At 62.2% G+C, this 12,304-nt stretch carries 10 protein-coding genes; 3 read left to right on the top strand and 7 right to left on the bottom strand.

What is annotated here, in order from left to right; genetic code table 11:
- Nucleotide 1: 1 nt before the first annotated feature.
- A complete protein-coding gene (locus ACTU46_RS00205; protein WP_443377909.1) occupies nucleotides 2–358 on the top strand; it encodes a GNAT family N-acetyltransferase in 357 nt (118 codons plus the stop codon).
- A complete protein-coding gene (locus ACTU46_RS00200; RefSeq protein ID WP_443377908.1) occupies nucleotides 359–829 on the top strand; it encodes a carboxymuconolactone decarboxylase family protein in 471 nt (156 codons plus the stop codon).
- Nucleotides 830–1,566: 737 nt separating this feature from the next.
- On the opposite strand, the gene ACTU46_RS00195 is transcribed toward ACTU46_RS00200, so the two are convergent.
- The 6 genes from ACTU46_RS00195 to ACTU46_RS00170 form a co-directional block, all read right to left on the bottom strand.
- The gene (locus ACTU46_RS00195; RefSeq protein WP_443377907.1) at nucleotides 1,567–2,154 is read right to left on the bottom strand and encodes a hypothetical protein; all 588 of its coding nucleotides are present in this window, start codon (nucleotides 2,152–2,154) and stop codon (nucleotides 1,567–1,569) included.
- Nucleotides 2,155–2,267: 113 nt separating this feature from the next.
- Entirely contained in the window at nucleotides 2,268–2,690 is a 423-nt protein-coding gene (locus ACTU46_RS00190) for a DUF4233 domain-containing protein (protein WP_443377906.1), read from the bottom strand.
- Nucleotides 2,687–4,258 carry a bifunctional tetrahydrofolate synthase/dihydrofolate synthase gene (gene folC, locus ACTU46_RS00185; protein ID WP_443377905.1) on the bottom strand — a complete coding sequence of 524 codons (1,572 nt, stop codon included), beginning with the start codon at nucleotides 4,256–4,258 and terminating at the stop codon, nucleotides 2,687–2,689. Before folC ends, ACTU46_RS00190 begins: the two co-directional genes overlap by 4 nt.
- Nucleotides 4,258–6,990 carry a valine--tRNA ligase gene (locus tag ACTU46_RS00180; protein WP_443377904.1) on the bottom strand — a complete coding sequence of 911 codons (2,733 nt, stop codon included), beginning with the start codon at nucleotides 6,988–6,990 and terminating at the stop codon, nucleotides 4,258–4,260. The genes folC and ACTU46_RS00180 overlap by 1 nt, the downstream gene beginning before the upstream one ends.
- Nucleotides 6,991–7,055: 65 nt before the next feature.
- Nucleotides 7,056–8,585, bottom strand: a complete 1,530-nt coding sequence (locus tag ACTU46_RS00175) for an Hsp70 family protein (protein WP_443377903.1) — start codon at nucleotides 8,583–8,585, stop codon at nucleotides 7,056–7,058.
- Nucleotides 8,586–8,703: 118 nt separating this feature from the next.
- Nucleotides 8,704–9,678, bottom strand: coding sequence for a malate dehydrogenase (locus ACTU46_RS00170; protein WP_443377902.1), 975 nt, complete (start codon nucleotides 9,676–9,678; stop codon nucleotides 8,704–8,706).
- Nucleotides 9,679–10,107: 429 nt separating this feature from the next.
- On the opposite strand from ACTU46_RS00170, the gene ACTU46_RS00165 reads away from it, so the two are divergent.
- A complete protein-coding gene (locus ACTU46_RS00165) occupies nucleotides 10,108–10,860 on the top strand; it encodes a TetR/AcrR family transcriptional regulator (protein ID WP_443377901.1) in 753 nt (250 codons plus the stop codon).
- A gap of 123 nt (nucleotides 10,861–10,983) precedes the next feature.
- On the opposite strand, the gene clpX is transcribed toward ACTU46_RS00165, so the two are convergent.
- On the bottom strand, nucleotides 10,984–12,258 hold the full coding sequence (gene clpX / locus ACTU46_RS00160) for an ATP-dependent Clp protease ATP-binding subunit ClpX (protein ID WP_443377900.1): 1,275 nt from the start codon (nucleotides 12,256–12,258) through the stop codon (nucleotides 10,984–10,986).
- Nucleotides 12,259–12,304: the final 46 nt, after the last annotated feature.

Raw genomic sequence — 12,304 nt, 5'->3', positions numbered from 1 at the left:
CATGACACAGGATAAACAAGGTACCGAGGTAACGGTCGCCCAGGACACTGAGGGTCGTCGTTTCACTCTCAGTTATCCCGGCACCGGCGAGCTGGCGGGATTCACCGAATACCGCGACCACGGCGATGAGCGGGTCTTCTTCCACACCGAGATCGATGAGGCTTTCGGCGGCCGCGGACTGGCCGGCACTCTGGTCACCGAAGCCCTCATCGCCACCACGGCGGCCGGACTCGAGATTGTCGCGGTCTGCCCCTTCGTCAAGTCCCACCTGGAGCGCAAGGGACACGAAGGTGCCTACCGTAACCCCACCCCGGCTGATATCAGCTGGATCCGTCGCGAGTTGGGGGCCGGCAACTAAATGAGCAAGAGTCCCCACCCGCCCTATATCGACAAATTCTTCCCCGAGCCCTACAAGGCCATGCTCAACGTCACCAAGACCCTGCGGCAGATCTACCCTGAGGTGGACCTTCCGGACAGCCTCATCGAGTTGCTCAATGTCAGGGTCTCGCAGATCAACGGCTGTGGCACCTGCCTGAGCATCCATGTGCCCCAGGCGCTCAAGGCCGGCGTGCCCCAGTGGCAACTCGATGTCCTGGCCTCCTGGCGGATGGTCAACGACTTCAGCGAAAAGGAGCGCGCCGCGCTGGAGCTGGCCGAATCCCTCACCCTGCTGCAGGAGGGCAAGGGCCACCTGGCCGCCTTGACCGCCTGCGAAGTCTTCGCCGAGGAACAGGTCGCCGCCCTGGAATGGGCGATCATCACCATCAACGCCTTCAACCGCATCTCCATTGCCAGCGGGCATCCGCTGATCGCCAAGCGAAAGGGCTAATCTGCTGTGATGGTTCCTGCGGTGGTGGTGACGGTGCTGTCTGGATCCTCCCTGGCGAGGAAGTAGCGCGTCACCTCCGCCCCGCGGCCCCTATCCGCTCCAGCTGCGCCCGAGACTCCGAGGAACCATCATCGTCCATGAAGCACAGAGCGACCCGATACCCAGATTCAGCAGACTGGGATTAGGGGCGCGTCGATGCTTAGTACCATCACATAACATTTTCTCCACTGACAAAATCTCTATAATAGAATCTTTAAGTTTATTTAAATTCTATTTGAGAGAACCTTCCAGGCCAGAAGAGTTGATACCAAAAATACTGTCAGAACTATGCTCAGGAATATTGATCCAACTGATTGCGCTCCGGAAAAGCCGAGTAACTAGCCATCCCTGCGACTAAGAGACAAACCGCAAGCAACAGTGAAGAGACAATCTTCAACTTCCCACTCCGGAGAGCTCTTTCTTGAAAATGGGGCAGTCCCCCACTTCACGTTCTAGGTCTAGGAAACTCGCAGTTTGTTTTGCCAGAACTCCTCTTCAATAGAAGGTCCTCTTTTCTTTAATCAGTCAACAGAACGTTAAAGGCCTGATTGCTAGGCAGGACCTCGGTTCTCTCTCCTCGCAGGGGCCAGATCCTGTATTTCCTGCCCCGGGCCGCTTCTCGACGCCCTGCCCGCCCCGGGCGCGCCGTCGAGAAGCGCTCTGCGGGGCAGGGTCAGCGCGGCCCTGGATTCCTGGTTCTATGATGCGACGGTGGGCGCGCCACGCTGCAGGTCCCGTTCATTGGTGCCACTATCCCAGAGCCTGATCTCCCGCCGCTCGGGCGAGAATGTCGGTGCCTCCCCGGCATATATTCCATCGAGAACCAGAACCGAGCCATCCATCGTCTCGAAATAGACGATGGCACCCAATTCCTCCCCCGCAAGGAAACGTCGCTCCAATTCCAGCACCTTCTGCTCGGTCTCGATCAGCCAGACGGATCCTTCCGGCCGCGGCCAATAGCTCCGGATCCCCATGCTGCTCTTGATATCGATCAGCAGCGCCAGGAAAGCCTGGTTATAGTGCAGATCCACGGTCTCCCCATCCGGCGCGAAACTCTGGAGAGTGCCATCCTGATACTTTCCCCGGTAGTGGGACACCTTCTGTTCCACCAGCGCCCGGACCGCTGCGAAGCTGGGCCCGTCCGTGACATATTCCGCCGTGTTAGGACTCCGTGGCCCCTGGTGGGCATAGGGGTACTCCGGCTCAACCGGGCGCACCAGCTGCGCCACAATTAGCCCGGTTGATAGCAGCACCACACCGATGATCCCGAAGTCCCGCCAGTTCATAAGTCCAGCTTAGCCCGCAGAGACCGCGGCAGACAGCACTTTTTCGACGCCCCCAAGCACGACACCTCCCCGCCGGCCAAAGCCATGCGAGGAGGTGTCTAGACCATGCACTTTTAGGTGTGCTGAGTGGTCAGCAAGCCGCGTTTCATGCGTTCGATCAGGGTGCTGCGCAGGTGGAGAATGAACCACCACACCGCAATGAACATGATCGCGATGATCCCCATCGAGGGATGCACGAAGAATCCGCCCAAGGCGAACACCTGCAGGATCAGGTTGACCGGCAGAGCGAAGGGCAGCTTCTGTAGAAAGGCCATCACCAGGTGTGCAGTGGCCACCGCAGTGACATAGACCCAGTTGAAGGTGGTCCAATAGACGCCATCGCTGACCTGGAGGATCACGGTGAGCACGAGATAAAGAGTGATCGCCTCCATAATCAGGGTCCCGGCCATCACACCACGCAGCCCCTTCAGCGGGTCCTTCGTGGGGGCATGCCCGGGGCCGAGCGGTCCGTATTCGAGGTTCTCTTCCTTGCTCATGCCGGTTCCTTTCCGAACAGTGTGCGCGCCTCACCTGCAGTAACCACCGAACCGGTGATCACCACCCCTGAACCTGACTGAACTTCAGCGTCTTCCGCCAGCTCCACCGCCAGCTCCACCGCTCCCGGCAGTGTCGCCGAGACATGCACGCGCTCCTCACCGAAGATATCGCGGGCGGATTCCGCCAATTCATAGGCGTCCAGGGCACGCGGCGAAGAATTCTGGGTGATCACCACTTCAGAGAAGTGGGATTCCAACTCCCGCAGGATGCCCAGGGCATCCTTGTCATCGAGTACCCCGATCACACCGATCAGCCGGTTGAACTCGAAGTCTCTCTCGAGGGCGGCGCCCAGCGATCGGGCACCATCAGGATTATGGGCGGCATCGATGAAGACCGTCGGGGCGGAACGGACCCGCTCTAGACGACCCGGGGACTCCACCGTGGCGAAGCCCTCCTTCACGGTGTTCAGGTCCAGGGTGCGCCCGGATCCGGCCCCGAAGAAGGCCTCCACCGCAGCCAGGGCTACCGCGGCATTATGTGCCTGGTGCTCCCCGGAGAGCGGGAGGAAGATGTCCTCGTATTCGCCGCCGAGGCCACGCAGGTGCAGCTGCTGACCGCCTACCGCGATGGTGGAAGAAACTACGCCGAATTCAACTCCGGCGCGAGCGACGGCGGCATCAACCTCGACGGCCTGGTGCAACAGCACCTCCATCGCCTTCGGATCCTGCTCCGCGATGATGGCGATATTTTCGGTCGGCTTGAGAGGATCATCGGAGTCCGGCCGGGCCTTGATGATGCCAGCCTTCTCTGCGGCGATCTCCTCGATCGTCTCGCCCAGGTAATTGGTGTGGTCCATTCCGACCGGCATGACCACAGCGACCTCGGAGTCCACCACGTTGGTGGCATCCCAACGCCCACCCATGCCGACCTCGACAACCGCGATGTCGACCGGGGCATCGGCGAAGGCGGCGTAGGCGATGCCCACCAGCACCTCGAATTTGCTCATCCGGATGCCGTCGCGGGCATCCACCATCTCCACGAAGGGCTGGATCTCCCGCCAGATACGGACGTACTCGCGGGGATGAATAGGTACCCCGTCGATGCCGATGCGCTCGGTGACCAGCTGCAGGTGCGGACTGGTGGTGCGACCGGTACGACGGTGGAAGGCACGAAGCAGGGACTCAATTATCCGGACCGTCGAGGTCTTACCGTTGGTGCCGGCGACGTGAATCACCGGGAAGGAACGCTCCGGGTTGCCTAGCAGATCCATGAGCAATTCGATCCGCTCCAAGGAGGGATCAATCTGGGTCTCGCCCCAGCGGGTGTCCAGCTCCGCCTCCACGGCGGCCAGCTCGGCGAGATCCGCCGGGGTGATCTCCACGGAGGCGGGCTTCTCCACGCCGGCGTCGACATCGATAGGCAGGGAAAGTCCCGCCTTGTTCAGGGTGACATCGCCCATCGAGACATCCTTGTCTCCGGTGTCTGCCCCACGTGCTGCCGCCAGGGCCTCGGCGAGCAGGTCTTCCTCGTGGAGCTCCTGAGGGTCGCCCTCTTCGTTGCGGCTCATTATTTCAGACCTTCCAGTCGCTGGGTGATACGTTCGACTTCTTCGCGGGCGATCTGTTGACGGGACTTGATCTTTTCCACGACCGCATCCGGGGCCTTGGCCAGGAAGGCCTCATTGCCCAGCTTCTTAGCGGTGGTCTCCAGCTCCTTGAGGGACACCGCCAGATCCTTCTCCAGACGCTTGCGTTCAGCGGCGATGTCCACGGTGCCGGAGGCGTCCAAGGCCACCGTGACGGTGGTCTGGGAGAGTCGGACCTCAATGGCGGCGGTGGCGGTGAAGTCTGCGGCCGGGACTTCCAGCTTGGCCAGGGAACGGATGAACCCCTCCTGGCCTGCCAGATCGGCGGCGGTGAAGTCCACGGTGGCGGGCACCTTCTGGGAGGGCTTGACGCCCTGGTCAGAGCGGAAGCGGCGGACCTCGGTGATCAGCTTCTCCGCATCGGCGATCCGACGGGCAGCCACCTCATCTGTGGCGACGCCGTCATTGGTCTCGGCGCTGGTCGGCCAGGAGGAGATGACGATGGACTCGCCATCGGTCAGGGTCTGCCACAGCACCTCGGTGACAAAGGGCATCGCCGGGTGGAGCAGGCGCAGCACCGCGTCGAGGACGCGGCCCAGCACCAGCTGGGTGTTCCGGCCACGAATCTGGGTGGCTTCATCGGCTTCGGCGAAATCACGCGGGATCTGGGTCTTGGCGATCTCCAGGTACCAGTCGCAGAGTTCATTCCAGGTGAAGTGGTACAGCGCCTCATTGGCCTTGGCGAACTGGTAGCCGTCAAAGTACACGTCCACCTCACCGCGGACCTGCTCCAGCCGGTCCAGGATCCAGCGGTCGGCATCGCTGAGCTCTTCACGGGCCGGCAGCTGGCCGACCTCGGCGCCGTTCATCAGGGCGAACTTGGTGGCGTTGAAGAGTTTGGTGGCGAAGTTACGGGAGCTCTGTGCGGAGTCCTCGCCGACCGGCAGGTCCACACCGGGGTTGGCACCACGGGCCAGGGTGAAGCGCAGGGCATCCGCCCCGAAACGCTCCACCCAGTCCATCGGGTCAATGCCGTTGCCCAGGGACTTCGACATCTTACGACCGTGCTCATCACGGACCAGACCGTGGAGGAAGAGATCACTGAAGGGAACCTGCGGACGGCCCTCGGTGTCCTCGCCGAGCAGCTCCGGAGTGATCTGGGCGGCGAAGGTGCCGAACATCATCATGCGGGCGACCCAGAAGAAGAGGATGTCATAGGCGGTAACCAGGACAGAGGTCGGATAGAACTTCGCCAGGTCCGGGGTCTTGTCCGGCCAGCCCATGGTGGAAAATGGCCAGAGCGCGGAGGAGAACCAGGTGTCCAGGACGTCGGGGTCCTGGTGCCAGCCCTCACCGGTCGGCGCCTCATCATCGGGGCCGACGCAGACGATCTCGCCCTCGGGGCCGTACCAGATCGGGATGCGGTGGCCCCACCACAGCTGGCGGGAGATGGTCCAGTCGTGCATGTCATCGACCCAGTCGAAGTAGCGCGGTTCCAGCGACTTCGGGTGAACGGTGGTGTCGCCCTCACGGATGGCGTCACCGGCCAGCTGCGCCAGGTGCTCGACCTTCACAAACCACTGCAGGGACAACCGCGGCTCAATGGCCTCGCCGGAGCGCTCAGAGTGTCCGACGGAGTGGAGGTAGGGGCGGACTTCCTTGGTGATCCGGCCTTGGGCGGCGAGCGCCTCGCGCACCTTGAGACGGGCCTCCTCGCGGCTCAGGCCATCGAACTCCGTGCCGGTGTCGACGATGACGCCGGTGGTGTCCATGATGGTGGGCATCTCGAGGTTGTGGCGCAGGCCCATGGCGTAGTCGTTCGGGTCATGCGCCGGGGTGATCTTCACGGCACCGGAGCCGAACTCCGGATCGACATAGTCATCGGCGATGACCAGCAGATTGAGATCCTCCCGGAAGGGGTGCGGCAGCGTCGTGCCCACCAGATCCTTATAACGCTCATCCTCGGGGTGGACGGCGATGGCGACATCGCCGAGCATCGTCTCCACTCGCGTGGTGGCCACGATGATGTGCGGCTCCTCATCCTTCATGGAGCCATAACGGAAGGAGACCAGCTCGCCCTCAATGTCCTTGTGGATGACCTCAATATCAGAGACCGCGGTCTCCAGGACCGGGGACCAGTTGACCAGGCGGTTGGCCTGGTAGATCATGCCCCGATCGAAGAGTTCCTTGAAGATGGTCTGGACCGCACGGGACAGTCCCTCATCCAGGGTGAAGCGCTCGCGGGACCAGTCCACGGAGTCGCCGATGGCACGCATCTGCTCGCCGATCTTGCCGCCGTACTCTTCCTTCCACTCCCAGACCTTGGCGATGAAATCCTCCCGGGAGTAGTCCCAGCGGGACTTACCCTCGGTTTCCTTGAGCATTTCCTCGACCTTGGTCTGCGTCGCGATGCCCGCGTGGTCCATGCCGGGCAGCCACAGGACCTCAAAGCCCTGCATGCGCTTCCGACGCGCCAGACCATCCATCAGGGTGTGGTCGAGCGCGTGGCCCATATGCAGTTGTCCCGTGACATTCGGCGGCGGCAGCACGATGGAGAAGGCGGGCTTGTCGCTGGCGGGATCAGCGGTGAAGTAGCCGGCATCCACCCAACCCTGGTAGAGCTTGGCCTCTACGGCCTGCGGATCCCAGGACTTGGGCAGCTTATCGGCGCGGTTTACGGTGTTTGCCTCGTTCTTCTCAGTCACGTCGACCATCTTAGCCAGTCGTCCGTACTTCCCCGGCCACGGGGATTGGGCGGCAGGGTGTCGCGGCTGGTTTTCTAGGCCTCCGCCGAGCCCTGGCGTAGTGCCACGGAACTCTCCACCACCACCGGCACACCGGAGTTATCCAGGTACTCGATCCGGATCGAGGTGATGCCGTCGGGATCGACCGTGATGGTCTCGGTGACCAGCGGGCCGTTCTCACGTCGCTCCACCGGGACCTGAGCGAGGTGATTATTCGCTTGCAGTTCCGGGTCGAAGGGCATGATGATCTCGGCGATCAGACTCAGATCTCCCGGGTGGGAACCACCGGCGTCATCGGCGGCGTACTCCACGAAACGAAACCAGCCGACGTTGTGCGCTGCCCGGTAGGTACGGGTCGCCCGGATGAAGCCGTCCTCGCCGGGATCGGTGTCCGGGGCGACCACCGGGTCGAAGCTGACGGCCTTTCCGCCGTCGATCTCGCGGAAGACACCGATACCCCGCGCGAGCCGGTCACTCAGGTGAAAATCAGAATCGGGATCGGCAGCGATGGCCAGACCCACGCTTGTCGACGCCCCGGGGAAAGGCGAACGGTGCACCCGACGCCCGAAACGCTCCCGCAGCAGGCGGGGCACCAACGGCAGCCCGGAGGCCCCGCCGACCAGGTAGACCCCGGCAATGTCCGTGTCCCGGAGACCGTTCTCGGCATCATGGCCGATCAACGGCTCCATGGCTGCCAAGGTGCGCTCGACCAGCGGGGTGACCGCCCCGTAAAACTCCGAGACCGGGATGATGATGTCCTTGTCCCCCAGCTCGAGCACGAGTCGACGAGACTGCGGGACCAGATTCTCCTTGGCGGACCGGGCCTCCTCCACCAGCCGTCGACGCGCCCGGTCACCGAAGGCATCGAGGCTGTGGCCGGAGGTTTTCAGCGCCAGATCAGCCAACACCTCATCGAAGTCGTCGCCGCCGAGCCGGCTGACGCCGAGCGAGGTCAGGACCTCGTGCTCGTGGCCGTCGATACGCACCAGGGTGGCGTCAAAGGTGCCGCCGCCCAGGTCGTAGATGATGACGCTGCTGCGCCGGGAGTTCAGGGTATTCGGGTGGCGGTGGGTGTATTCGAAAGCGGCGGCGCTGGGCTCATTGACCAGGCCGAGCACGCTGGCCCCGGCGCGGGTGAAGGCATCGATGGTGAGCAGGCGCTGGGCACTGTGGGAGTTGGCGGGAACACCGACCACCGCTTCCACCGGGGAATCATCCCCGATCTGCCGCTGGTGATGGCGGATCCGCTCGATGACGTAGGTGGCGAAGACCTCGAGCACTTCGCCCAGGGGGCGATGGGTATCACCGAGCCGGACCGGCGTGGCTGCGGTGACCTCCTCGGCCGTCAAGAGTCGTTTGAAGGAGCGTATGAGCGTCGGGGGGTCTTCCCCGAGCGCCACTGCCTCCCAGCCTGCCACCAGGCGGTCCCCGTCAAGGGCCACGACAGAGGGGATGTAGTCGTGGGCATCACCAAGTACATCCTCCACCCCCATCACCGGGTAGTTTCCGCGGTCCACCACTGCTGCGATGGTGCGGGTGGTGCCGAAATCAATCCCAAAACGCATGCCGTTGACCCTAGCACTGTTCCCTGGCCGAAACCGGGCGAAAAATCAGTTTCCTGCAGCACAGCGGCCCTGCCACCCCCGGGAATGACAGCGCCGGTGGCACCAAGCCCACGCAGGTTTAACCGAGCAAGTTTTTCACCGCTTCGCGCTCCGCCCGAAGCTCGGCGGCAGTGGCTTCGATGCGCTCACGCTGATGCGGGTGCAGGCGCAGATCCGGGATGATCTGCCACTGCCCGTCCACCGCGATCGTCGGGAAGCCCGCAATCAGTCCCTCATCGATGCCATAGGACCCATCCGAAGGCACCGCAGCAGTCGACCATTCCGCCGTACCGTAGATCCAGTCCCGCATGTGATCGACCGCCGCCGAAGCGGCGGAGGCCGCTGAGGACTTGCCGCGGACCTCGATGATCTCCGAGCCACGCTTGGCCACCTTCGGGATGAACTCCCGGGTGTACCAGTCCTCATCCACCAGCGCGGTGATGGGCGTGCCATTCGCGGTGGCGTAGGTGATGTCCGGGAACTGGGTCGCCGAGTGGTTGCCCCACACCACCATCTGTTTGATGTCGGTGGTGACAATGTCCAGCTTCCTGGCCAGCTGGCTCAGCGCACGGTTGTGGTCCAGACGCATCATCGCGTTGAAGCGGCTCGCGGGGAGGTCCGGCGCATTCGACTGCGCGATCAGGGCATTGGTGTTGGCAGGGTTCCCCACCACCAGGATGCGGATATCATCTGCGGCATGATCGTTAAGGGCACGACCCTGGGGTCCGAAAATCCTACCGTTGGCGGCCAACAGGTCCGAGCGCTCCTCCCCCTTACTGCGGGGCTTCGCACCCACCAGGAATGCTGAGTTGGCCCCCTCAAAGGCCACTTCCGGCTTATCGCTGATGGTGATCTTCTTCAACAGTGGGAATGCCGAGTCTGCCAGTTCCATGGCCACCCCCTCTACCGCCCGCATGGCATCCGGGATCTCCAGGAGCTGAAGCTCCACCGGGACATCATCTCCGAAGACCGCACCGTCAGCGATTCGCCAGAGCATGGAATAGGCGATCTGTCCGGCGGCGCCGGTCACCGCAACCTTCTTGGTGACTGTCATGGGAATACCTTCCTTCACCGATCAAGTGTCTTGAATGAGGAGAGATCTTTGGGGTGGAACGAGCTTTAAGAGACTCACGTGATCTCCGGTTGTTCCCTTCCGAGCCTAGTTCGCTTCAGGGATCACGGCAGCGGCTTCACGGCTGGCCCAGATCTGTCAGCGGGCGCGCACCACTACCCCCTTTTGATCCTGATGACTTCGGAGATATCTCCACCCCACTACCCCCACAGCACTACTATCTAGCTGGGAGTTTCTGCCGGAGGGTAGAATTTCACACATCTTGAACACCTGGACCCCGAGTTTTCGGGCACGATGGAGACGATTGCACTGGCTTTGAAAGCAGAGCCAAGGTGTGAAAAAGCCCTCACGGCCCTGACCAGGAGACCTTGGCAGCAGAAATACACCACAACGTGAAAAGGAAGATTCCGCATGAATCTCGACGATTCCGATACCTCTTCGGCAGATGATGCCCAGGGAATCGCCGATGAAACAGTCTCTCCGGAGCAGGTCATCGATGTAGCTGTGGAGATGTTCGCGGACAAGGGCTTCCCCGACACCCGGCTGGAACAGATCGCCAAGATCTCGGGCATGTCCAAACGCATGATCCACTACCATTTCGGTGACAAACAGGGTCTCTACCACCGGGCACTGTCCGAGGCCCTCCACCGCCTCCACCCCGAGGCTGAGGACATGGAGCTGGATTCCACGGTGCCGGTGGAAGGGGTGCGCAAGGTGGTCGACGCCCTCCACCGCCAGTACCGCCGCCACCCCGAGGCAATGCGGATGTTCGTCCTGGAGAATCTGCATCCTCAGGCCGACTACAGCGAGGTACCGACCCTGAAGGACGATGCCTCCATCACCCTGCACCTGGACAAGCTCCTCATGCTGGGCCAGGATGCCGGGGCCTTCCGCCCCGGCATCGCCGCCGAGGATGTCTTCACCCTGATCTCCGCGCTCTCCTGCTACCCCGTCACCCATGGGCCGGGCTTTGACCAGTCCTTCGGGGTGGACCTACACACCGAGGAGAACCAGGCTGGTCTCCACCGTCTGGTGGTCGACAGCGTGCTGGCCTTCCTCACCTCGAATATCCCGCACAATGGCCGGGACAGCTACCTCACCGTGCAGGCCACCGTGGAGGACACCCCCATTTCCAGTCAGGGGATCTACGCGGACGAGGAATAACACCTCACGGGCCTGGTGAAGCCACCGGGGTCCGGCGATGAGCAGGCGGGAAGTGACGCCAAAGGCCGCCTCGGTCAGGGATGGGATTTCCGACCGGGGCGGCCTTTGAGGTACCAGGGAAAACTAGGCCGTCTTCTCCGCTGCCGGATCCAGGGTCAGTTCCGCGGTCTGCTCCCCGCGCACCACAGCGGCGGTGATGCTCACCTGGGCGACATCCGCACGGTCGGGGATGTCGTACATGATCGGGACGAGCAGTTCCTCCATGATGGCACGCAGACCACGGGCACCGGTGCCACGTTCCAGGGCCAGCTCAGCGATCTCCCCGAGTGCATCCTGGGTGAAGTTCAGCTCCACCTCATCCATCTCGAAGAGCCGCTGGTACTGCCGAACCAGGGAATTACGCGGCTCGGTGAGAACCTTGACCAAGGATTCACGGTCCAGGTTCTCCACGGTGGCTACGACGGGAAGGCGGCCGATGAATTCCGGGATCAACCCGAACTTCACCAGATCGCCGGGGCGGACCTGGGCGAAGATATCCTGCTGGGCCTTTTCTTCGGCCGTCTCGATCTCTGAGCCGAAGCCGATGCCCTTCTTTCCCACCCGATCCTGAATGACCTTCTCCAGGCCGGCGAAGGCACCGGCGACAATGAAGAGAACATTGGTGGTGTCGAGCTGGATGAACTCCTGATTGGGGTGCTTGCGTCCACCCTGCGGGGGGATGGAGGCGGTGGTGCCCTCCAGAATTTTCAACAGGGCCTGCTGGACCCCCTCGCCGGAGACATCGCGGGTGATCGACGGGTTCTCAGACTTGCGCGAGATCTTGTCGACCTCATCGATGTAGATGATGCCGCGCTGCGCCTTGGCGACATCGAAATCAGCTGCCTGCAGCAACTTGAGCAGGATGTTTTCCACGTCTTCACCCACGTAGCCGGCCTCGGTCAACGAGGTGGCGTCAGCCATGGCGAAGGGGACATCGAGCAACCGAGCCAGAGTTTGTGCCAGATAGGTCTTGCCGGAGCCCGTGGGGCCCAGCAGGAGGATATTGGACTTGGCGAGCTCAATCTCCTCCTCGCGGTGCTTCAACGATTTCTGCTCATCACTGCGGATGCGCTTGTAGTGGTTGTAGACCGCGACAGAGAGGATGCGCTTGGCATCATCTTGGCCGATGACGTACTTGTCGAGGAAAGATGAGATCTCCGAAGGCCGCGGAAGGGTGTTCTCATCCTTATTCTCCTGGGCCTGGGCTCCGATCTCCTCTTCGATGATTTCATTGCAGATTTCAATGCACTCATCGCAGATATAGACACCACCACCGGCGATCAGCTTTTTCACCTGCTTCTGGCTCTTTCCGCAGAAGGAGCACTTGAGCAGATCTGCGCTTTCTTGCATTCGTGCCATAAAGGAAATCGTTCTCGCTTCGAAGTTGAGGTCGTGCGGCAGTTCA

Source organism: Corynebacterium sp. A21 (genome assembly GCF_052266655.1).
GTDB lineage: Bacteria > Actinomycetota > Actinomycetes > Mycobacteriales > Mycobacteriaceae > Corynebacterium.
This window is presented reverse-complemented; position numbering and strand designations above follow the sequence as displayed.